The organism is Thauera sp. 2A1 (assembly GCF_009469595.2).
In the GTDB taxonomy this organism is placed as follows: domain Bacteria; phylum Pseudomonadota; class Gammaproteobacteria; order Burkholderiales; family Rhodocyclaceae; genus Thauera.
Genome location: NZ_SSXV01000143.1, coordinates 42,328 through 63,560, shown reverse-complemented (window position 1 = coordinate 63,560; position 21,233 = coordinate 42,328). Strand labels below are relative to the sequence as shown.

Annotated in this window: 28 protein-coding genes and 1 pseudogene; 19 read left to right on the top strand and 10 right to left on the bottom strand. The window is 64.3% G+C overall.

Annotated elements, in window-relative coordinates; all coding sequences use genetic code 11:
- Nucleotides 1-2 precede the first annotated feature (2 nt).
- From GH664_RS23275 to GH664_RS23265, 3 genes are all read right to left on the bottom strand, one after another.
- Nucleotides 3-242 (bottom strand): helix-turn-helix domain-containing protein, encoded by a 240-nt coding sequence (locus tag GH664_RS23275; protein WP_096453140.1) that lies wholly within the window; start codon nt 240-242, stop codon nt 3-5.
- Nucleotides 243-666: 424 nt separating this feature from the next.
- Complete coding sequence (locus tag GH664_RS23270; RefSeq protein ID WP_153167887.1) at nt 667-1,188, bottom strand: GNAT family N-acetyltransferase; 522 nt, start codon at nt 1,186-1,188, stop codon at nt 667-669.
- Nucleotides 1,185-1,466: a DUF1778 domain-containing protein gene (locus GH664_RS23265; protein ID WP_096453136.1), complete on the bottom strand. Its 282-nt coding sequence runs from the start codon at nt 1,464-1,466 to the stop codon at nt 1,185-1,187. The genes GH664_RS23270 and GH664_RS23265 overlap by 4 nt, the downstream gene beginning before the upstream one ends.
- Before the next feature lie 117 nt (nt 1,467-1,583).
- Here GH664_RS23265 and GH664_RS23260 point away from each other — a divergent pair, with 117 nt between their 5' ends.
- From GH664_RS23260 to GH664_RS23245, 4 genes are all read left to right on the top strand, one after another.
- Nucleotides 1,584-1,850 carry an RHS repeat domain-containing protein gene (locus GH664_RS23260; protein ID WP_096453134.1) on the top strand — a complete coding sequence of 89 codons (267 nt, stop codon included), beginning with the start codon at nt 1,584-1,586 and terminating at the stop codon, nt 1,848-1,850.
- Nucleotides 1,851-2,037: 187 nt separating this feature from the next.
- The gene (locus tag GH664_RS23255; protein WP_096453132.1) at nt 2,038-2,274 is read left to right on the top strand and encodes a CopG family transcriptional regulator; all 237 of its coding nucleotides are present in this window, start codon (nt 2,038-2,040) and stop codon (nt 2,272-2,274) included.
- The gene (locus GH664_RS23250) at nt 2,271-2,669 is read left to right on the top strand and encodes a type II toxin-antitoxin system VapC family toxin (RefSeq protein ID WP_096453130.1); all 399 of its coding nucleotides are present in this window, start codon (nt 2,271-2,273) and stop codon (nt 2,667-2,669) included. The genes GH664_RS23255 and GH664_RS23250 overlap by 4 nt, the downstream gene beginning before the upstream one ends.
- Before the next feature lie 68 nt (nt 2,670-2,737).
- Nucleotides 2,738-2,866: a hypothetical protein gene (locus GH664_RS23245; protein ID WP_255424921.1), complete on the top strand. Its 129-nt coding sequence runs from the start codon at nt 2,738-2,740 to the stop codon at nt 2,864-2,866.
- 260 nt (nt 2,867-3,126) lie between these two features.
- On the opposite strand, the gene GH664_RS23240 is transcribed toward GH664_RS23245, so the two are convergent.
- Together GH664_RS23240 and GH664_RS23235 are read right to left on the bottom strand one after the other, a co-directional pair.
- A complete protein-coding gene (locus GH664_RS23240) occupies nt 3,127-3,990 on the bottom strand; it encodes a hypothetical protein (protein ID WP_096453128.1) in 864 nt (287 codons plus the stop codon).
- Nucleotides 3,991-3,995: 5 nt separating this feature from the next.
- Entirely contained in the window at nt 3,996-4,448 is a 453-nt protein-coding gene (locus tag GH664_RS23235) for a hypothetical protein (RefSeq protein WP_153167886.1), read from the bottom strand.
- Nucleotides 4,449-4,849: 401 nt separating this feature from the next.
- Between GH664_RS23235 and GH664_RS23230 the strand changes: the two genes are divergently transcribed.
- From GH664_RS23230 to GH664_RS23220, 3 genes are all read left to right on the top strand, one after another.
- On the top strand, nt 4,850-5,113 hold the full coding sequence (locus GH664_RS23230; RefSeq protein ID WP_096453126.1) for a hypothetical protein: 264 nt from the start codon (nt 4,850-4,852) through the stop codon (nt 5,111-5,113).
- Nucleotides 5,110-5,289 (top strand): hypothetical protein, encoded by a 180-nt coding sequence (locus GH664_RS23225; protein ID WP_194270373.1) that lies wholly within the window; start codon nt 5,110-5,112, stop codon nt 5,287-5,289. The genes GH664_RS23230 and GH664_RS23225 overlap by 4 nt, the downstream gene beginning before the upstream one ends.
- A 172-nt stretch (nt 5,290-5,461) precedes the next feature.
- Nucleotides 5,462-5,611: a hypothetical protein gene (locus GH664_RS23220; RefSeq protein WP_157748705.1), complete on the top strand. Its 150-nt coding sequence runs from the start codon at nt 5,462-5,464 to the stop codon at nt 5,609-5,611.
- A 35-nt stretch (nt 5,612-5,646) separates the two neighbouring features.
- Here GH664_RS23220 and GH664_RS23215 read toward each other — a convergent pair whose 3' ends face one another.
- On the bottom strand, nt 5,647-6,117 hold the full coding sequence (locus GH664_RS23215; RefSeq protein ID WP_153167885.1) for a polymorphic toxin type 4 domain-containing protein: 471 nt from the start codon (nt 6,115-6,117) through the stop codon (nt 5,647-5,649).
- 281 nt (nt 6,118-6,398) lie between these two features.
- Here GH664_RS23215 and GH664_RS23210 point away from each other — a divergent pair.
- The 3 genes and pseudogenes from GH664_RS23210 to GH664_RS23200 all read left to right on the top strand — a co-directional run.
- Nucleotides 6,399-6,728: pseudogene (locus tag GH664_RS23210) on the top strand (HU family DNA-binding protein); the annotation flags it as partial.
- 67 nt (nt 6,729-6,795) lie between these two features.
- Nucleotides 6,796-6,957, top strand: a complete 162-nt coding sequence (locus tag GH664_RS23205) for a hypothetical protein (RefSeq protein ID WP_228111459.1) — start codon at nt 6,796-6,798, stop codon at nt 6,955-6,957.
- 43 nt (nt 6,958-7,000) lie between these two features.
- Nucleotides 7,001-7,960 (top strand): 3'-5' exonuclease, encoded by a 960-nt coding sequence (locus GH664_RS23200; RefSeq protein ID WP_256219464.1) that lies wholly within the window; start codon nt 7,001-7,003, stop codon nt 7,958-7,960.
- A 4-nt stretch (nt 7,961-7,964) separates the two neighbouring features.
- Here the strand turns inward: GH664_RS23200 and GH664_RS23195 are convergent, their stop codons facing one another.
- The 4 genes from GH664_RS23195 to GH664_RS23180 form a co-directional block, all read right to left on the bottom strand.
- A complete protein-coding gene (locus GH664_RS23195) occupies nt 7,965-8,762 on the bottom strand; it encodes an endonuclease (RefSeq protein ID WP_153167884.1) in 798 nt (265 codons plus the stop codon).
- A 99-nt stretch (nt 8,763-8,861) separates the two neighbouring features.
- Nucleotides 8,862-9,149, bottom strand: coding sequence for a DNA-binding transcriptional regulator (locus GH664_RS23190; RefSeq protein WP_194270372.1), 288 nt, complete (start codon nt 9,147-9,149; stop codon nt 8,862-8,864).
- A gap of 539 nt (nt 9,150-9,688) precedes the next feature.
- Entirely contained in the window at nt 9,689-10,300 is a 612-nt protein-coding gene (locus GH664_RS23185; protein ID WP_153167883.1) for a TetR/AcrR family transcriptional regulator, read from the bottom strand.
- Between the two features lie 57 nt (nt 10,301-10,357).
- The gene (locus tag GH664_RS23180) at nt 10,358-11,011 is read right to left on the bottom strand and encodes a glutathione S-transferase family protein (protein ID WP_153167882.1); all 654 of its coding nucleotides are present in this window, start codon (nt 11,009-11,011) and stop codon (nt 10,358-10,360) included.
- A gap of 154 nt (nt 11,012-11,165) precedes the next feature.
- On the opposite strand from GH664_RS23180, the gene GH664_RS23175 reads away from it, so the two are divergent.
- The 9 genes from GH664_RS23175 to antB all read left to right on the top strand — a co-directional run bounded on the left by GH664_RS23175 (nt 11,166) and on the right by antB (nt 21,207).
- Nucleotides 11,166-12,206, top strand: coding sequence for a peptidase M29 (locus GH664_RS23175; protein ID WP_194270371.1), 1,041 nt, complete (start codon nt 11,166-11,168; stop codon nt 12,204-12,206).
- Nucleotides 12,203-12,994, top strand: a complete 792-nt coding sequence (locus GH664_RS23170; protein WP_153167881.1) for an alpha/beta fold hydrolase — start codon at nt 12,203-12,205, stop codon at nt 12,992-12,994. Before GH664_RS23175 ends, GH664_RS23170 begins: the two co-directional genes overlap by 4 nt.
- A 9-nt stretch (nt 12,995-13,003) precedes the next feature.
- Complete coding sequence (locus tag GH664_RS23165; RefSeq protein ID WP_228111450.1) at nt 13,004-14,263, top strand: acyl-CoA dehydrogenase family protein; 1,260 nt, start codon at nt 13,004-13,006, stop codon at nt 14,261-14,263.
- Between the two features lie 42 nt (nt 14,264-14,305).
- Complete coding sequence (locus GH664_RS23160; protein ID WP_153167880.1) at nt 14,306-14,854, top strand: flavin reductase family protein; 549 nt, start codon at nt 14,306-14,308, stop codon at nt 14,852-14,854.
- Between the two features lie 67 nt (nt 14,855-14,921).
- Entirely contained in the window at nt 14,922-16,067 is a 1,146-nt protein-coding gene (locus tag GH664_RS23155) for an ABC transporter substrate-binding protein (protein WP_153167879.1), read from the top strand.
- A 149-nt stretch (nt 16,068-16,216) separates the two neighbouring features.
- Complete coding sequence (locus GH664_RS23150) at nt 16,217-17,224, top strand: NADPH:quinone oxidoreductase family protein (RefSeq protein ID WP_153167878.1); 1,008 nt, start codon at nt 16,217-16,219, stop codon at nt 17,222-17,224.
- 66 nt (nt 17,225-17,290) lie between these two features.
- Entirely contained in the window at nt 17,291-19,198 is a 1,908-nt protein-coding gene (locus GH664_RS23145) for an AMP-binding protein (RefSeq protein WP_153167877.1), read from the top strand.
- 115 nt (nt 19,199-19,313) lie between these two features.
- Nucleotides 19,314-20,702: an anthranilate 1,2-dioxygenase large subunit gene (gene antA / locus GH664_RS23140; RefSeq protein WP_153167876.1), complete on the top strand. Its 1,389-nt coding sequence runs from the start codon at nt 19,314-19,316 to the stop codon at nt 20,700-20,702.
- 4 nt (nt 20,703-20,706) lie between these two features.
- Nucleotides 20,707-21,207, top strand: a complete 501-nt coding sequence (antB, locus tag GH664_RS23135; RefSeq protein WP_153167875.1) for an anthranilate 1,2-dioxygenase small subunit — start codon at nt 20,707-20,709, stop codon at nt 21,205-21,207.
- Nucleotides 21,208-21,233: the final 26 nt, after the last annotated feature.

Below are 21,233 nucleotides of genomic sequence, written 5' to 3'. Positions count from 1 at the left end.
CATTACCACTCGCTCTCATTGGTGGGCGGCGTCTTGTCCTGGAGCACAAGTTCCAGGCCGAGCTGGCTCGCCAGGGCGAGGAGACGGTCGAGCGTGAAGCGCTCGGGATGGGCTTCCAGCTCCGAGAGACGGTTCTGACTGATGCCGAGGCTTGCCGCGACGGCTGCCTGGGACAGGCTGAGCGCCTTTCGTCGAGTGACGAGAATCTGGCCGGTCTGCTGGGGGGAGTTGAGCCTGAGCATGGACTTCTAGCGGGAAAGCCGATAAATGCAGATTATCTTAATTAACGATAAATGCGCAATATCGGAAATCGCGATCCCCAAACGCCGACCCTGTGCGTTCAGGACGCCATGCGTCCGGCGGTCGGCGCGTCAAGGGAGCGCCGCTGCGGTCAGCCTGTAGCCCGTTACAGCGAGCGTATAACATCACGACGCGTGATACCGGCGTGCCGCAGCCGTGTATGCATTTCAATGTCTACTTCGATGACGTGACCGGGCAGCGGCTGACGGCGGTTGCCGCGTAGGCGGGAGAGAGCCGCAATGCGCTGATCCGTAAGGCGGTCAGCAAGCTAATGAACGAGTGAATGCCCAGGACGATGAGGCCAATAAGTGGTGTCAACGTCAATTTGAGCTATAGCCCAACCTGACGCGCAAGAATGCCAACGGCTTAGCGCGCGCTATTTTCCGTTTTCCGAGACGCCTCCACCGTTGCCAGCGGCAGGAAGAGCGTGAACGGTGAGTCGGGCAAAGCGATGAAGCCATGATGTCGGTAGAAGGCCGCTGCCGCCTCGTCCTTCGCATCCACCATCAAGGCATAGGCGGCAATCTCGGAACGGACAGCACGGTCAAGCGCATCGGCCAGCAGTGCGCCGCCAAGCCCTTGCCCTTTGAAAGCCTGATCGACGGCCAAGCGGCCCATGCGAACCGCTGGGACGGTCGGATAGCGCGGCAGCTTCTTGCCGACGCTGGCCGGAAGATCGGCCAGCAGCAGGCTTGCCGACGCCAGCGTGTAGTAGCCCGCGATGCGCTGCCCTTCTGCCAACGCCACGAAGCAGGCAGCCACACGGCGGCGAACATCTTGGGTGACTTGTTCCCGCAGGTAGCGCTCAAGCGGTTCTGAACCGCAGTTGAACGCTGCGCGAACATGCGCGGCATCGAGCGGCGTGAGCAGGAACGGTGCGCTGCTCATTCAGCACGCAAGAGCTTGCGGCGACGGGCGAAAGCGCGTTCCAAGGCCGGGGCCGGTTGCGGCGGCGACAGCAACGCTTGTGCAAAGCACTCCTGATCGGCCAGCGACAGGCGGATGACCTCGGCTTGCTCGATGGCGCGTTGCGCGGCGTCCTGGACGGCAGCGACCACGAAATCAGTCATGGTGCGCCCCTGAAGTTCGGCGGCGCGCTTGAGCATCGAATGCAGATCGGTGCTGATCCGGGCTTCGAGGCGGGCGGTAGAAATGGCTGCGGGCATAGTCTTGTCCTCCGGCTGAAATTATACGGCAGATTGCCGTACAGATCCACGCCACTACCATACGATTTTCCCGTTTCGTGAGCTGGCCCCTACGAGTACGACGGCCACGACCGCCGGGTGAAGCTGCGCTACCCGCACCCGAGCACCGTCAATACCTCATCGACCACCGACTACAAGCAGTTCGGCTACAACGCAGTCGGCAGCCTCATCAACCACCGCAAGCGCAGCGGCGAAACCATCACGCTCGCCTACGACAACCTGCACCGCCTGACCAGCCGCAGCTACCCCACGGCCGCTGACAACGTCGCCTTCGCCTACGATCTGCTGGGCCGTCGCACCCAGGCCAAGTACGCCGACAATAGCGACACCGTGGCCTACGTGTGAGATGCGGCCGGGCGCCTGACCAGCACCGCAGCCGGTGGCAAGACGCTCGCCTACCCGTGCGATGCGGTGGCCAATGCAATCGGCTTAACGTGCTTTATTTTCCGTTTTCTGAGACGACCCCTCCTTGAGCCCGTTACGGCGAGCGTATAACATCACAACGTGTGATGCCGGAGTGCTGGAGGCGTGCATGCATTTCAATGTCTATTTCGATGACGTGACCGGGCAGCGGCTGACGGCCGTTGCCGCGCAGGCGGGAGAGAGCCGCAATGCGCTGATCCGCAAGGCGGTCAGCGAATGGCTTGCACGACACGCGCAGGCCCAGTGGCCTGATGCGGTGATGGACTTCCAGGGCATGGCGGACATACCGCCGTTCGAGGCGGGGCGCGACCGGCTGACTCTCCCCGTGGAAGATCCGTTGGCATGAAATATCTGCTGGACACCTGCACGGTGTCCGATTTCGTGAAAGGCCAGCCCGGCGTGCTGGCCCGCATCAAGGCCACCTCGCCGCATCAGATCGTCGTTTCCTCGATCACACGCATGGAGATCGACTATGGGTTGGCGCTCAACAGCGAGCGCGCGAGAAGGTTGGCGCCCATGCTCGATGCCTTCTTTTCCGTGACGCGTACCGTATTCTTCGAGGATGCCGATGCGCAGGCCACAGCGGCCATTCGGGCTGCGCTGAAGAACAAGGGGCAGCCGATTGGCGCCTACGACGTGTTGATCGCGGGCACCGGGGTCGCACGCGGTTTGATCGTGGTGACGTCGAACGTCGGCGAGTTCCATCGTGTGGGGGGCTTACAGGTGGAGAACTGGCGGTAGCCTCTTTTCCTGTTTGGGATGGCTCTTGAAGACTTGAGCGGTCATGCCGGTTTCTCCTGCGCGACAGGATGAATGAGCGTCGCGACCTCGCCGCGCGCGAGGTCGAGCGCCTGATCACTGCCACCGGCGTCAGCCCCACCGAGGCGCGCGAACACTGCCTGATCCTGGTGATGTTTCGCCATGGGCTGCGGGTGTAGAAGGTCTGCGGGCGGAAGCTGCACCCGATCGACGTCGAGAGCCGCGTGCTGCTCTTACCCCGGCTCAAAAAGGGACGGTCGACGACACAGCCAGTGAGGGGTATCACGACCGACGTGAAACCGGTCGCACCGCGACGACATGGAACGGGTGTGTCTTCCTGGAGCGTTCTTCAGGAAGAGATCCCTGAAGGCTGGCATTCTCTTCGCTTAAACCCGTCGATCGTCGCAAAGCCGACATGCAAGTCCAGGACAGGGTCCGCTCACCATGCTCCATGGCCCGTGAGGTGGGGACGCATCGGCCGGGGTGCAGCGCACCGCGCCAGAATGCTTTTCCAGCCATTGCGGGCGGCAATGGCCTCGCCCAGGATGTCCAGATACTCGCCGGTCTCCACCCGGTCGTCGGCCGGCATCGGCCCGCGAGCGTAGTCGGCGAGCAGTTGCTGCCGCGCCCTCAGCCCGCTACCGAGTTCCAGGATACGGCCATAGGTCTCGCAGGCGTAGGCGAAGGTCTCGCGCCTGGCATAATCGATCTCCAGCAGCCATTCCTTCACCCGGGTCTGGCGCAGGCCGATCGATTCACGCTTGCAGTTGTGAAAGACATGCGCGGCCTCGTGGACCAGATAGTCGTCGAAGCGACCCGCCTCCCTGAAGTATTCGCCCGACACGTAGCACGTCGTTTCCTCGCTCAAGCCCACGATCCTCGGCGCATCGTCGGCAAGCAGTGCGGCATCGATGCTCGCGAGATAGAGGTTGGCCAGCTTCCACGCCGTGTTCAGGGAGGACACCCGTTCGAGCACCCCCTCAATGGTCGTCGGCGTCACAAAGACGATCGAGCCACAGAGCACGTCAAGCACGAGCGCCTGCTCATGGCGCGGGAACAGGCCCTGGACCATCGGCGCGAGCTTCGTGCGAACGAACGCCGCGCCGCTCTGCTCGGACGGCACCGTACCGCGCCGGCGGCGTGGGCGGCGGCTGCGCACAGCCTCGATCAGCGCCGCGCGAAGCGCTTTTTCGCCGTATCGGACACGATCGCAAAAGGCCTCCCCGGGCCATGCCGAGTAACGCATCTCGACGTTTCCGCTGCGAAGGTAGCGATCGACCTCCTGTTCCGGGGCTTCGTGCATGGGTTCTACCGAGATGGCGGCGTACGCGGACCGCGGCGCAGTGACAGCCGGGCACAGGCTGATTTGCCCAATCCGACATCACGGAGACGCTGCAGCATGCCGGGTGACGGCGTCCAGCCTCCACCCCGCGCAACGAAGTGCGTTGCGGCGTCGACGACGGACGCACTACGATCGAACGTGCCGCTCAGCGCCGCCAGACCCAGATCAGCACGCGCCCGCTGGTGACGCTCGAATGCGCCCGGGTCGAGGCATCCGGACGCATCGAAGGTGAGGACATGACAGGACATCCAGGCAACATCAATCGGCTGACGGTTCTCAAGCTGGACCAGCATGTCGATCATACGTATCCGCGCACCGGAAAATTGGCGTACCGGGTGGCCGCCAGGATCACGAAGCATGCGCTCAAACAGTGCGCCCGGCAGCCGATACAGCCGATCAGCCTGATCCAGCAGGAACATGCGAGTCGAGAGCGCCATCGGGCAAGAATATCATCCCGGTACAGCGAGCATCAGGCGCAGGCAAGTGCGGGAATCGTGCAAGGGACAAGTGAGCACGCGAAAGCCGTGGACTGGGTCCGGCCATGTCCGGCCGCCCGTCCCCTCGCCGAATCGGTTCGTCGAGCTGCGGCTGCCAAACGATGCCGGCCGCCTGCCATTTCACTGCGCCAGCGGCAGGATGGACGGATGAGCACGCAAACGATCCATAGCGACGCATAGCCGGGGCGAGCGCCATCCGCGGCCCCTTCATCATTGGCCGACCCGGTGGCTGGTCCGTCACGCTCAGGCTCGGCCGGGTGGAAAAGCATCTCGGCACCCGGTGCACCGACAAGCCCAGGACGTGGCGCAGCCTGGATACTGGCATGGCTTACCTGCACAACGAGCTGCACATCGTTCGCGTCGACCTGCTCGACGCCCCGCAAGACAGCGAGGGCGACATGAGCCGCCGGCCGCGCCAGGATGCAGCCCAGCAGATGCAGCGTGTCCACGAAGCCGCTGCGTATGACGCTTGGTTCCGCGCACAGGTCCGGGCGACTATCGATGGTCCTCGCCCGAGCGTGCCCGATGACGCAGCTCGCACCCACTTCGCGCCCCGGAAGACCGCGCTGCGCCAGCGCGGGCCGTGACGCGGCTTGTCCAGCGGCCGACGGCGTTGGCCGACCGCGACGCCATCATGGATGACGTCGCCGGGGACAATCCGGCTGTCGCGGTCGAACTCGATGATGCGTTCGAGGAAAAGGCCGAACTCGCCCGGCAGCGCCCGGCCCTGAACCGGGCGGGGGAGAACGCCTGGCACCTGTGAATTCGCGGTGCGGCCAAACGATTCCATCGTCTGTCGCACCGAAGACGACGGCAACACGGTGGCCATGCGGCGCGTTGTCGATGCGCCGCAGCGGGAATCGTCAGCGCCACAATCGATCGCGGCACCGGGGCGTGGCGGAAGAGGCGGTGACGTCAGACGGACGGACGCTGGCATGACCACCCCGCTCGGCGCGCGTTTCCCGCGCCATGTCGCGGCATTGCAGCGCCCGTTCGTCGTGCGACTCGAGCCGCGGGGAGACCGACGGGCCAAGGCTCGAGGCCTCGTCCGGGACGATCCCGACGACGTCGGTGCCGGCGCTTGAGGTCGCCAAACTGGCGCCCGAGCGACGGTCTCCAATCACGAGAACGTGCCGAAGGGGGTCGCCTGCACGGTGACGCGGGGACTGTCCCGACTGTCCGAAACGGCAATGCTCGCTTCGAAGAGCCTGCGGGACTGGGTGCCCTGCACGGCATCCACCCGGTACTGAATCTCCTTGAGCCGAAGCGTGCGTGGATGCGTTGTCGTCGCGGTGGTCAGCCAAAGCTCGACGCCAGGCGGTTTGTGGGCGAGCAATTCACGGACGTGGCGCTCAATGCCCAGGCGCTGATACTGCTGATTGACGGCCTCCGGCGCATACCTGATCGCGTTCGGGCTTTCGAAGCCCGTGCCTGCGCCTTGGCTATGGGCTCGTTGCCACCCGGGCAGGCCGACTTCCAGACCTGGAAACATCTGCTTTTCGAAGTCCTGGCGGGTGACACCGGGCCGCAGGCGACTCTGAATCACGATGGCCCCAAGTGCATCACGAAACGTGCGTTCAGCAAACTGCATGAGTTCCTCCTTTCGCGTCGGGGCCTTCGGTTCGCCAACCGCGCCGGCGCAGTGGATGATGACGGGTCAGCTAACGCCAGCGCGCGGACCGCTGCAGGGTGTCATAGGCGTCGAAGCCGATTGCATCCATCATCATTATGGAATGCGGTGTGGCGCTCTGCTTCAAGCCGAAGGTTCTGCAGCACCTTGCCACCCTATACAGGTGACAAAGACGCCTCGCCGGTGACAGTGGCCGTACCGCGACTCGGGGCCCATGACCCCGATCGCACCACGAACGCCTGATGCCGGCCCACGCTCTTGACTCGGCGGTGGTGGGGCAAACCTGTGCGCGATCCGATCAATGCGGGGCACGGCGCAGCGCTTGGGTAGAATCCGGTCATGCTCAAATCGGAACTGCACGATCGCCTTGCCGAGCGCTTCCCCCAACTGACCGGGAAGAAGGCCTTCGAGGCGTCGGTATTCTGCTCGATGCCCTGCAGACGGCGCTGGCCGCCGGCGGCAGGGTCGAGATTCGGGGATTCGGGGATTCGGGGATTCGGGGATTCGGCAGCTTCAGTGTCAGTCGCGGGCCCGCCAGATCGGGGCGCAATCCCAGAACGGGAGCAGCGGCGTCGGTCCCGGCGAAATGGCGGCCACACTTCAAGCCGGACAAGGCATTGCGGGAAGGCGTTGAACGCCGTGTCCCGACCACACGTCACCAGGGTTGCGCCGGACGACACCGTGGACGCCCGTCGAGCGCGTTTCGCGGCGTCCGCGAGCTTCGCGGCATCCAAGGTACTCCTCGGCCTCGGCCTCGGGATCGCCTGGCGGCTCACCGCCGCCGACTGCGCGGAAGGATGAGATGAGCCCGACCACGAGGCCTGTGAACGCCGGGGAAACCTCAGTGCCTGCCGGGAGCCGACCCACGGCCGACTACGCGGACCTGGCCCGGCAACTCGAAGCGACAGGCGATTTCAAGGTACTGCGACGCTTCGAGCCCGCTCCGTGCTACGCCCCGCTCGAGGGCGTGGATCCGCAACAGTTGCGCGTCGCGATGGTGGTGGACACGGAGACCACGGGTCTGAGCAAGGACGACGACCGGATCATCGACCTCGGGTATGTGCTGGCCGAGTTCCATCCCCGAACCGGCCTCGTGCATCGCGTTCTGGAGCGTTACAGCGGCTTTGAGGATCCGGGCCGGCCGATTCCGGCGAACATCACCGAACTCACCGGGATTCGCGATGCGGACGTCGCCGGGCAGGTGTTCGATGCGGTGCGTGTCGAGGCGGCGATCGCACGCGCCCACCTGGTGATCGCCCACAATGCGCCGTTCGACCGGGGGTTTCTGGAAGCGCGGTTCCCCTCATTCATGAACAAGTGGTGGGCGTGCTCACAGCGTGAAGCACCCTGGCAGGCCATGATGACCGGTTCGACGAAACTCGAATGGCTCGCCTACCGGCTCGGCAGCGTGTTCTATGGCGCGCACCGGGCGCTCGTGGACGCGGAAGTGCTGCTGTATCTGCTGACCCGATCGGGGCCCGAGGCGCGCACGATCCTCTCGCACATCCTCGAGCGCAGCGGCCGCCGGACCTACTGCGTGTGGGCCGAGCACGCACCCTTCGAGATGAAGGATCGGCTGAAGATGGACAAGGGGTATTCCTGGAGTGACGGCACCAGTCCGCAAAAGCCCATCAAGGCCTGGTACAAGGCGGGCGTGGAGGATCTGGCGGGCGAACTGGCCATGCTGGGCCGCGACATCTATCCGCGCGCCGCACAGGTGACGGTCGACACGGTCACCGGCCGCGAGCGCTACACGGACCGCTACCTGTCGCGCGAGAAAATGCCGGTCGGCCCCGCCGCCTGAGCCTTCAACCGCAGCTGCGCTTGAGCTGGGTGGCGTCGGTCACAAACGGATTGCCCCGGCCCTGCCAGCGCACGATCCGCCGGTTGCGCTCGCGCTCCCAGTCATCGATGGGATAGCGCCTGGCCCAGGCGCACATCAACTTCCTGTCCTGATCGCTGAGGTGCAGACCGTATGTCTGATACATGTAGAGCGTGATTCGCGCAGCCCGGCCCCGGACACCTTCTCGCGGCTGGACCCGCTTCAGCTTGAAGTCGACCACCGTGGGACAGGCGCCGTACATCGGCGCCGGGTCTCGTTCCCACATGCTGTACGCAAAGTTGCTGCGGTCGGCGTTTACTTCGCCCACGGCGGGCACCAGGTTGTTGAGGTCGCCCTCGGCGATCTGGAACACCGGATCCATTTCGGTGCAGCGCTGCCGTCCGCCGTCCTGCCAGCACTGCCGCTGGTGTCCGATCGTCCAGGCCGGCACCACATGTTCCCACTCGATGCGACTGGCCCGCGTCAGGTTCCTGCGGGGAACGTAGCCACAGCTCGCAAAATCGACGGCCGTCCCCACGTAGCTACAGCCGCAGTAGAAATCCTGCTCCATCCCCGCGAAGACGTACGGAAGCACCTTCTTGGCGTTGGCGAAGCTGCGGTGGCCGACCGTCGTTTTGCCGGTGACGAGATAGAAGGGTACGTCGGCCGTCGGCGCCGGCAGCGGGGACGGTCTCGATGACCTCTGATCGACAACGGGGTCGTGGATGAAGGCCGCATTGCAGCCGGCCAGCATGAGGCTGACCAACAAGAGGATGGCGCGCATGAACACGAATCGGCCTGCCGGTTGTACAGGTCGTGGGGATGAGGAACTTGGAAGGGGAAGGATTGCGACGGGCGGCCAAGGCCCGTCACGGGTGATTGGTCACGGCAGCCGGCCGAACCCGAGCGGCACCTTGGGCTTGCTGTCCTGTTTCGGCGGCTTACCCAGCGTCCGCAGTGACTGCACGATCGTGCTCGCCTTAGCGTCACTGGCAAGTGTAATGTTCAGCAGGATCTGGATCGGTTCGGGAATCTCCCTACCACCTTCGGACTCGTAGCGGCTACCGGCGCTCTGGGTGGCACCGAACAGTCCCCAGAAATCGGCCTGAACCAGGCCCAGTGCCTTGCGACGTGCCTTCACTTCGGCACCGGTGTAGACATGCAGCTTCATCGTCTCCCCGGAAAATGGAAAACGCATATCCTACAGCACTCGGTTCCATCGCCGCAGCCCATCGGCGCCTACCGCCTTCACGCACGGGGCCTCCCGAGTTCGACAGTTACGCCGAAATCAATTTCTGCTGATCGGCCTTATGTGGAGCTCCACATAAGGCCGAGGTGCCGCCTGTTGTCGGTGGCATGAGACTGAATCTCGGCCTTAGCTGACGCCGACCCACCGTGCACATTCGGGCGACAATGTGTCGGTGACCTGTCGTTCAGGGTTAGGACGATGGCAGTGCAGCGTAAGGTGGCCTTCGCTCGACCGCACCTGACCTGACGTGCCCTCAGGGTTGTATTACGTGCATCTGGCCGACAGGGCGAGCCCGCCTCAGGGATAAAGACTGCCTTCGCTGCTCGATGACATGATTGCACGTGGGCCCCTGCAATTCGGCGGCAACGTAATCCGCGCTGTGCCCTTGCTTGGGTACAGCGGGGCCAGCTTCGTCGCCGCCTAAAGGCGGACGGGGCTGCCATGCGCGCAGACGAAGCAGCTCACCCCAACAACGACGCCGGCTGATTGACGAATCCGTCAAGGAATACGTTGACGATCATGCTCGCCAATTCCGCCGGGCCAATCGATCCCGCTGGCTTGTACCAGACGTGGATCCAGTTAGTCATCCCGAAAAACAACATCGCTACCACAGTGGATTTTCGTCGCGGGATCGTCAACTCCGGCCGCAATTCGGACAACAACCCGACGACGAGATCGATGATCCGGTTCTGGATTGCAGCCGTGTCACGCAGCGCAACGACGCTGAGATGCCGCGTCTGGGTGAGCAGCACGGTGATTTCCTGCGGCGTACGGATGTACTCCTCGACGAGCGTCGTCGCCAGCGCGTCAAGTCGCGCACGTGGCGATGCCATCGGTTCGACCGCTGCCTCGACCTTGGCGGTGAGGTCAGAAATCTTCCATGCGATCAGCTCATGGAGGATCGCATCCTTCGACGGGTAGTAGTGGTAGAGGGACGACTTCTTGGTCCCGCAGCGCTCGGCGATGTCGTCGAGTAAGGTCTCGTTGTAACCGTGCTCGGCAAACAGCACTGCCGCAGCACGGAGGATCTGTCGCTGGCGGTCTTCGAAGTCAGGTGCGCGAGTGCGGGCCATAGAGGTTTCGGGTGGAGTTGATCATGCGCGGGTTGGTGCATGGTAAGCGAGGCCGCCTCATCCGCGCGACGCGCGCGCCGCCGCACGTCGATCGTCCTCCACGTGCCGGATTGACGGTCTCTCAGCCAGGCGCTCGAGATAGCCTGGCACCGCCGGCAGCCATGCGGGTATCGGGTTCGCACCGGTAACGCGCTTGAGGGCCATGGCCACGGTGTTCAGGTGCACCCAGGCGACGCTGTCCGCGTGAGTGAATGACTCGCCGCACAGATGCGGCTCGAACTGCGCGCAACGCGCCAGCGTGGAGATGCCTGAGGCGATGGTTTCAACGGCCCGTTCCACGGTTTCGCATGCTAGCTCCTTGCCCCAGAACGCCGCGGGATAGAGCGCGCGCGCCGGCGCCTCGACATACAGCTCGAGGTACTGGATCAACTCCCGACAACGCGCACGCCTGTAGGCATCGTCGGGATACAGGCTGACACCGGGGCGGACGTCCTCAAGGTACTCAAGGATGGCCTGGGATTCGTGGATCGGGCCCTCCGTGGTCACGAGGAAAGGGATCTTTCCACTCGGGGAGCCGGACCCTGGCCAGCTGCCGCTGTTGGGTAGGTGAGCGTGCTCGGTGAACGCAAAGCCCATCTCGAGCAACGCGATCTTGACCTTGTTGTAGTAGTTGCTGAGCGGGGTTCCGTGCAGTTGCAGTAGCTGATCCATGACCTCATCCCTTTCCACGCGTTCCGACGAACGGCCGCCGGAAATAAATCGACTCGCGAGTTGACTTATATCAAAAATTCTCCAATAGTTCGACCCACAAGACGGTTTATCAATCGGATGAAACCGGAACTATTGAACACGAGGAGCCGGAGACGTGATTCAAATCCAGGAAAAGTGGATCCGTACTTTTGAGACGATCTTTCGCCGCTGCAAGGTCGAGCCGGGCGAGGTCGTCCGCATCCTCTCCGAGACGGACAGCCGACAGATCAATCTGAAGCTGGCCGAACTGGCGCTTGCGCGGATGGGCGCGATCCCGGTCCATATTGGCGTGCCCTCGCTACCGGTGACGACGCCGGTTCCGGTGCGCTCGACCGGCGCCTCGCACGTGATCCAGCAAATGCGTCCGGTGATGCAGGCGCTGTCGGGCGAAGGTCTGGTGGTCGACCTGACGGTGGAAGGCCTGCTCCACGCCCCCGAACTCGGCGAAATCCTCGCGAGCGGCGCGCGCGTGATGATGATCAGCAACGAGCATCCCGAGATCCTCGAGCGCCTGACCACCGACGCGGACCTGACGAAGTCGATCAAGAACGGCGTACGCATGCTGGCCAAGGCGAGCGAAATGCACGTCACCTCGGAGGCCGGCACCGATCTTCGCATCGTGCTGACCGGTGCCAAGCCGGCCGGCGTGTGGGGCGGGGCCGACCGTCCAGGCCTGGTGCAGCACTGGCCGGGCGGTATCTGCCTCGCCTTTCCGGCGAAGGGCTCGGTCAACGGCACGCTGGTGCTCGACACCGGCGACGTGAACCTGACCTTCAAGCGCTATCTGGAAAGCCCGGTGACGCTGCGCATCGAGGACGACTACGTGCGCAAGATCGAGGGCCGCAGCCTCGACGCCGAACTGATGCGCAGCTATATGGCGGCGTGGAACGACCCCGATGCCTACGCCGTCAGCCACGTCGGCTGGGGCATGAACCCCGGCGCGCGCTGGGATGCGCTGCAGATGTTCGACAAGGCCGACACCAACGGCACCGAGCTGCGCGCCTTCGCCGGCAACTTCTTGTACTCCACCGGCGCCAACGACAACGCCGGCCGCCACAGCCTGGGCCATTTCGACCTGCCCTTGCGCAACTGCAGCGTGTCGTTGGACGGCGTGCAGATCGTCGATCGTGGCCAGCTCTGTCCCGTATTCGAATGAGCGCCGCCTTGGTTCCTTCCTGGCTCGCCAGCGGTCACGGCGGAACGCCTCTGGTGCTGCTGCACGGTATGGGCTCCACCGCCAGCATCTGGCTGCCGCAGCTCGAACATTTCGGCCGTGAACGCCTGACGGTGGCTTGGACCATGCCCGGCTACGGCCACTCGCCAGCCGCGGCCGACATCGACTGGGCGGACCTGGCAGACGCGCTGGAAGCGATGCGTGTGGCACTGCGCATCGAGCGCATGCATCTGCTCGGCCATTCAATCGGCGGCATGGTGGCGCAGGAGTACATCCACCGTCATCCGCAGCGCGTCGCGAGCCTGATCCTGTCGGCCACCACCGCTGGTTTCGGCAATCCGGACCTGACGTGGCAGCAGGAATTCGTTCGTTTGCGGGCCGAGCCGCTGGCAAACGTCGCCCGTTTCGGTGACGCGGCGCCGGAGTTGCTGCGCAAGTTCGTCGGCGCCGACACCCGCCCGCAAATGTTCAGGCTCGCTGAGCTTTCGGCCGACGGCGTCGTCAAGTCGCAGTACCTGCACTACATGCGCCTGCTTACCACCTTCGATCGCAAGGCCGCGCTGTCCGACATCGCTGTGCCGACCCTGCTGATGGCGGGCGAGCTCGACCAGCAGGCGCCAGTGAAGGCCATGCGTCGCATGGCCGAGCACCTGAGGCAGGTCGAGTTGCACGAATTCGCACACATCAACCACATGGCGAATATCGAATCGCCGGACCGCTTCAACCACACCGTCGCAGCCTTCCTCGCCGCGGCCGAACAGGACAAGTAGGAGACCCGCATGGACAGCAGCTACCTGATCAAGTACGCCAAGTCGGCCGACGCCAACACGATGTTCGACGGCGCGCCGCTCACCGATCTGCAGCGCGAGCTGCTCGCGAGGGTCGACCAGTACGGCGTGGCCTGGGCCGAGCGTGCGTTCAAGCACGACCGCGAAGCCAGCTTCCCAACCGCGAACTACGAAGACCTCAAGGAGATGGGCTTCCTCGGCCTGTGCGTACCCAAGCGCCTGGGGGGGATCGGTGCCGACTACCGCACCTACGCGCTGGTCGCATCGCGCATCTCGTACTATTGCAGCACCACTGCAAACACCTTCAACATGCACAACGCCAACGCGCTGTGGACCGCCGACATGGTGGACGCGCTGGAGCTGACGCCCGAGCAGCGGGAAAGCCACGAGCACAACCGCGCGTTGCACTACGGCCACATGCTCGCCGGCAAGATCTACGCCCAGCCCTTCTCCGAGGGCAGCGGCGCCGCCGCCGGCAAGCACCCCTTCGGCACCAGCGCGCACAAGACCGCCGACGGCTGGGTGCTCAACGGCAAGAAGATCTTCGCATCGCTGTCCGGCCACGCCGACTACTACGGCGTGCTGTGTACCGAGGACGTCGCCGAGCCGACCCGCGCCCACACCATGTTCATGGCGGTGCCAGCCAATGCTCCCGGTGTGTCGGTCGTGGGCGACTGGGATCCATTGGGCATGCGTGGCACCGTGTCGCGCACGCTGCTGCTGAAGAACGTGGTGGTGCCCGACACCGCGCAGCTGATGCCGCAGGGCGTCTACATCCAGGCCGCCAGCCAGTACCCGCACATGTTCATGACGCTCACCCCCTGCTACATGGGCCTGGCGCAGGCGGCGTACGACTTCGCCGTCGCCTATCTGCGCGCCGAAGTGTCGGACGTTAATGTGAAGCGCCGCATGTATCCGACGAAGCAATTCGGTGTCGCCGAGATGTACGTCAAGCTGCAGCAGGCCTGGGCCTTGTTCCACCGCGTCACCTCGGAGTTCAAGCGCAACCCATCGCGCACCGAGCGCATGCGCGCCTACGCCTGCCAGTACACGATCATGGAATACAGCGCCGAGATCTGTTCGGCCGCGGTCAAGGTGTGTGGCGGACAGGCGATGCTGAAGAATTTTCCGCTCGAACGCATGTTCCGCGACAGCCGCTGCGGCTCGCTCATGCTGCCCTGGACAGCGGAAATCTGTCTCGACCGCATAGGCCACGGCGTGCTGTACGAGGAAGGCGAGCGCGACGACTGAGAGGGCCCGAAGGTCGATCCCGAAACACAGTGGAGGTCCAACATGTCCGAAACCGTCCTATCTGCTCCGCCGCCCGCCATACCCACGGCGGACGCTCCCAAACCGGAACTTCGCCGGGCCTTCGGCCGCTATCCCACCGGCGTCGCCGTGATCACGACGGTGGACGAGGATGGCGTACCTTACGGGCTCACGGTGAACTCTTTCGCCAGCGTCTCGATGCAGCCTCCAATGGTGTCGTGGAACGTGATTCGCGGCTCCAAAGCCCATGCCATCTTTGGCACTGCTCAGCGCTTCGTCGTGAATGTGCTGGCCGAACACCAGCGCGAGATCGCACAGCAGATGGCACGCCCATTGGCTGACAGGTTTGACGGTGTGTGCTACCACCGGTCTGCGGCGGGCCTCCCTGTTCTCGAAGACACGATCGCCAGCTTCGAGTGTTCGCTCGACTCGCTTGTGAGTGCCGGCGATCACGAAATCGTGCTCGGACTCGTTGACCATTTTTGCCACCGTGACGGCGCGCCGCTGGCCTACTGGAATGGAGGATATGCGGTAGCGCGCAGCCATGACGCCGCTGCACAGCGCCTAACCTGACCCGCAACAACGCATCACCCCGCCTCGACAGTTTGCACACCACAACCACATCAAAACGGAGACAAACATGCTGTTGAAGAAGATCGCATCCGCCCTGATGTTCGGCGCCTTGCTGGTGACGACCGCACACGCGCAAGTCAAGATCGGCGTCGTGTCGTCGGCCACTGGCCCAACCGCGCTGGTCGGCATTCCCCAGAAGAACACTGTGCCCCTGTTACCGACCAGGATCGGCGACATGAGCGTCGAATACATTGCGCTCGATGATGGCAGTGACCCGACCGCCTCAGTCACCGCGGTGAAGAAGCTCATTTCCGAACAGAACGTCGATGCGATCATCGGACCCTCGGGCTCGCCCAATGCGATCGCGGTGCTCGACTTCATCGCCTCGGCTGGCGTGCCACTGCTGGCGCCTGTGGGCACCAATGCGGTGGTGCTGCCGATGGACGAGAAGAAGAAGTGGGTGTTCAAGACGCCGCAGAACGACGACTTGATTGCCCGCGCGCTGATCGGGCAGATGCGCAAGGCCGGCATCAAGACGGTGGGCTTCATCGGCACGGGCGACCCCTACGGCGAGACCTGGTACAAGGTTTTCTCGCCGATGGCAGAGCAGGCCGGCATCAAAATCGTTGCCAACGAACGCTTTCTGCGCTCGGACAACTCGGTGACCGGCCAGGCGCTGAAGATCTATTCAGCGCGCCCGGACGCCGTACTCGTCGCTGCACCAGGCGGCGCGTCGGTGCTGCCGCAGATCACACTCGTCGATCAGGGCTACAAGGGTCAGTTTTACCAGACCCATGGTGCCGCGCTACCCGACTTCCTGAAACTGGGTGGCAAGAAAGTCGAGGGCACCATCCTCGCCGCCAGCCTGATGCTGGTACTGCCCGAGATCGACGACAGCAATCCGTCGAAGAAGCTCGCCGGCGAGTACATCGCCGCCTACGAGAAGCTGCACGGCACCAAGCCGGCCACCTTCGGTGCCAACATCTACGACGCCGGACTTCTACTCAAGCAAGCGGTGCCGCTGGCCGCAGCGAAGGGCAAGCCGGGCACGCCGGAGTTCCGCACCGCGCTGCGCGACGCGCTCGAGCAGACCAAGGAGCTGGTGGGCACGCAGGGCGTGTTCAACATGACGCCGGCCGACCACAGCGGCTTTGACGAACGTGGCCGCGAGCTGATCACGGTGAAGAACGGCGGCTGGACACTCGTGCGCTGACGCGCCGACCCCCGCCGAAGTGATCCTGGCCACCCGGGGCTGCAGCGTGCGGCCCGGGGTGGCCACCGCACGATTTCCATCCACGCCCTTACCTTCGTCGGTACGGCACGCATGCCCTGCGTCCGCCACCTTGCCCGGAGCGTCGTTCCATGTCCGCAACTCCTCCGCCCTCCCCGACCTATGCCCTCGTCTGCCGCGCGTACGGCAACCCGCCGCAGATCGCTGTCGAACCATGGGCGCGGCCGAACACCCCAGCGGCGGGTGAGGTCGTGATCGACGTGAACTGCGCAGCGCTGAATTTCACCGATCACCTGATGATGCAGGGACGCTATCAGGATCGACCGTCCCTGCCTTTCGTCCCCGGTCTCGATGCGGCCGGCACGGTGCACGCAGTGGGTGCGGGCGTCACACACCTGAAGCCGGGCGATGTCGTCGTCTCAAGCGGCGTGGTCGGCGCCTATGCGTCGCAGCTGGTCGCCCCAGCCCGCCGCGTAATCCTGCTGCCGCCGGGTCTATCGCCGCAGGACGCGGTCGCCTCCATCAACTCACACCTGACCGCCTACCACGGCCTGGTCGACCGCGCCGCGCTGAAGGCCGGCGAGCGCGTGTTGGTACTCGGCGCCAGCGGCGCGGTGGGCCGGGCAGCAATGCAACTCGCAGCTCATCTTGGCGCCCAGCTATACAGCGTCGAGCGCGCAGCCGAAGGCCGACTGTCGCTGCGCGACCACACGCACGACCGCACCGTCACGGTCGAATCCGCCGCGCTACGCCAGGGCCTCAAGGAGTTGCTCGGCCCGCGCGGCGCCGACATCGTTGTCGACCCGGTCGGCGACCTCTACACCGAGCCGGCGGTGCGCGCGCTGGCGTGGCGCGGGCGCCTGCTGGTGATCGGCTTCGCCGCCGGCGCCATCCCGTCGGTGCCGATGAACCTGCTGCTGCTGAAGGGCGCCTCGCTGGTCGGCGTGTATTGCGGCGGCCTGCTGGCTAACGAGGAAGCGCAATTCACCACTCAGCTGGCGCGCGTGTTCGACCTGCTGGCTGAGGGCGTCCTGACGCCGAACGCCTGGGAGGCAACGCCGGCGCGCGCTTTCGCCGATGCCTGGCAACGCTTTTCGGCCCCGCGTGGCGCCAAAGTGCTGCTCGATTTCGGCCGTTGAACGCGTCTGCAACCCACCCACCTAGCTCCATCCCATCGCGACTTCACGTCAGACAGGACAGATGCCATGACGACTCTCGCCGCATCCCACACCGCCTTCGAAGCTGGACGTCCGAGCGCGCCGTTCCGCGACGTCCGCTTCGGCCCGGTCGATATCGAAGTCACGGAGCGCGCCGACGGCGCCGTGCTGATCCGCAACCTGCAGCCCCTGGCGCCAATGGCCGTGCGCCAGCTGGGCGACTATCTGCGCCTGCATGCCGCCGAGCGGCCCGACACTGTCTTCCTCGCCGAACCCGACGGCACCGGCAACTGGCGCCAGATCACCTACCGCGAGGCGCTGGCGGCGACGAACGCGGTGTCGCAATGGTTACTCGACCGCGACATCCCCACCGACCGCCCAATCTTCGTGCTGAGCGAGAACAGCATCCACCACGCGCTGCTGCAACTGGGCGCGATGCAGATCGGCATCCCGGTGCTCGCGGTGTCGCCTGCCTACAGCCTGGTGTCGCAGAGCGGCAGCAAGATCGCCGACCTCAGCCGCCGCTTTGCGCCGGCGCTCGTCTATGCAGGGAGTGCGAAGCGCTACGCGAAAGCGCTCGCAAGTGTGAAGTCGTTGTCGGGCGCCCGCGTGCTGAGCGACGAGGCCGCGCCGGACGCCGGCATCCCGGTAGACGACCTTTTCGCGGACATCCTGCGTACCACACCGAGCGCCGCGGTCGACGAAGCTGTGGCGAAGATCGGCCTCGACAGCATCGGCCGCCTGTTGCTCACGTCCGGCTCCACCGGGGCACCCAAGGCCGTGACCGTCACCCAGCGCAACATGATCGCCTCCGGCACGCTGTGGGACCAATGCTGGCCCTTCCTCGGCAAGCGCCCGCTGGTGCTGGTCGACTGGCTGCCGTGGAACCACACCGCCGGCGCCAACGGCTCGTTCAACATGGTGCTGCGGCACGGCGGCACGCTGTACATCGACGACGGCAAACCGGTACCCGAACTGGTCGACCGCACGATCGCCAACCTGTGCCGCTTCCAGCCCAGCATCATGGTCAATGTGCCACGCGGCCTGGAGATGCTGGTCGCGCGCATGGAAGAGGATCCGAGCATCGCCGACGCGATCTTTCCCAACCTCGACGTCATCGTCTATGGCGGCGCCTCGCTGCCGCCCAACACCTGGCTCAAGCTCGAGGAATTCAGCGCCCGCGCCACCGGCCGCCGCATCCCGGTGCTGTCCTCGCTCGGCTCCACCGAAACCACCACCCCGGCGACGCTGACCTGGTGGCCACCACAGGTCATCGGCACCATCGGCCTGCCCGCGCCCGGCGTCGAAGCCAAGTTGGTGCCGGTCGGCAACCGCATGGAAATCCGCTTCCGCGGCCAGAACATCACCACCGGCTACTTCGGCGACGACCAAGCCAACCGCGACGCCTTCGACGAGGAGGGTTACCTGAAGACTGGCGATGCCGTCACCTTCATCACCCCCGACGAGCCGCGTCACGGCCTGCAGTACGCCGGGCGCATCGCCGAGAACTTCAAGCTGACGACCGGCACCTGGGTGTCGGTGGCCCATGTGCGCGGCCATGTGCTCGCCCACACCCACCCGTGGCTCACCGACCTTGTGTGCACAGGCCACGACGCCGATGAACTCGGCGCACTGCTGTTCCCCAATGTCGACCAGCTACGCAAGCGCCTGCCCGGTCTGGAAGGACTCACCGCCACCGAACTCGCCACGCATCCACTGGTCAAGCAGACCCTTGCCGACGCGCTGCGCTCGCACAACGACGCCTACCGCGCCAGCAGCACACGCATCGCGCGCGCCCTGATCCTTGACCGCCCGCCCTGCATCGACGCGGGAGAGATCACCGACAAGGGACACATCAACCAACGCGGCGTACTCATCAACCGTGCTGATTCGGTGCGCCGCTTGTACGCCGCGACGGTGAACGACTGCCCGCCCGACTGCCTTTTGTTCGAGTGACTATTTAGCTCGATAGGCGTTGACCTTTAATGCCGAAGACGCGGCTTCGGCAACTGCCAGTAAATAGCCAGCGGCGCATATTTCTCCGATATCAACCCCAACACGAGGGAGCAACATGAACACCCAGCGCACCTACGCCGAGTGGCGTGATTTCGTCAAAGGCTGCTTAGATTTCCGCCCGGCGGATGGGGTTTATCGCATCGCACGCGACATGTTCACCGAGCCCGAACTGTTCGACCTCGAGATGGAGATGATCTTCGAGAAGAACTGGATCTACGCTTGCCATGAGAGCGAAATCCCCAATCCGAACGATTTCGTGACGATGCGCGCTGGCCGACAGCCGATGATCATCACCCGTGACGCCGGTGGCAAGCTCAATGCGCTGGTCAACGCGTGTCAGCACCGCGGCGCGACGCTGACGCGCGTCTGCAAGGGCAAGGCGACGGCCTTTGCCTGTCCGTTCCATGCGTGGACGTACAAGACCGACGGCCGTCTGGTGAAGGTGAAGGCGCCATCCGAGTACGCCGCCGATTTCGATCTGGATAAGCACAGCCTGAAGAAGGCGCGCATCGAAAGCTACAAGGGCTTCGTCTTCATCAGCCTGGATGTGGACGGAACCGATAGTCTCGAAGACTTCCTGGGGGACGCGAAGGTCTTCTTCGACATGATGGTCGCGCAGTCGCCCACGGGCGAACTCGAAGTGCTGCCCGGCCGTTCGCAATACACCTTCGACGGCAACTGGAAGCTGCAGTGCGAGAACGGCCTGGACGGCTATCACGTCAGCACCGTGCACTTCAACTACGTAGCCACGGTCAAGCACCGGCACGAGGTGAATGCGGAGAAGGGCGGGAAGGTCGAGGGAACGCTCGACTACAGCAAGCTCGGCGCCGGCGACGCCGAGACGGATGACGGTTTCTTCTCGTTCCGCAATGGCCACAGCCTGTTGTTCAGCGATATGCCGAATCCGAGTGTGCGTCCCGGCTACGCGACGATCATGCCGCGACTGGTCGAGGAGTACGGCCAGGCCAAGGCGGAGTGGATGATGCATCGCCTGCGCAACCTCAACATCTACCCGAGCCTGTTCTTCATGGACCAGATCAGCTCGCAACTGCGCGTGATCCGGCCGGTCGCCTGGAACAAGACCGAGATCCACAGCTACTGCATCGGCGTCAAGGGTGAGTCGGACAAGGATCGCGAAAGCCGCATCCGCCAGTTCGAGGACTTCTTCAACGTGTCGGGCATGGGGACGCCGGACGATCTGGTGGAATTCCGGGAGGCGCAGCGGGGGTTCGAAGCCCGACTCGAGCGCTGGAGCGACATTTCTCGCGGTCACGACAAGTGGATCGAAGGAGAGTCCGCCAACAGCAAGGCGGTCGGAATACGGCCGGTGTTGACCGGCACCGAATTCACCCAGGAAGGCTTGTATGTGAACCAGCATGGCGCCTGGCAGAAGTTCCTGCTGAAGGGCATCAACAACAAACTGCAGATGGCGAACAAGGAGTAAGCAGATGAACCCCAACCTTCAACATGCCGTCGAGCAGTTCCTCTATCGCAACGCAGAGCTGTGCGACAACCAGGCCTGGGACGAATACCTCGAGATGTTCGACGAGGAGAGCGAGTTTCACGTGCCGCAATGGGAGTCGGAGCACACGTACACCGCCGATCCCAAGCGCAGCATGTCGCTGATCTACTACGCGAACCGCTCGGGGCTCGAGGATCGTGTTTACCGCATCCGCACCGGGAAGTCCGCGGCCTCCACACCGATGCCGCGCACCTTGCACCAGATCAGCAACGTGCGTATCGCCGAGTTGCCAGGAGGCTCGAATGGTGAGCTCGAGGTCAAGGTCAACTGGGCGACGCATCATTATCGCTTCGCCGTGGCAGGACTATTTTTCGGCTACGCGACCTACCACCTCAAGCCCGTAGGTGAGAGCTGGAAGATCGCGCGCAAGCACGTCGTGCTGCTCAACGACACGATCAACGCGGTACTCGACTTTTACCACCTCTGACCGTAGGCACGCTCCATGCGGTGTCG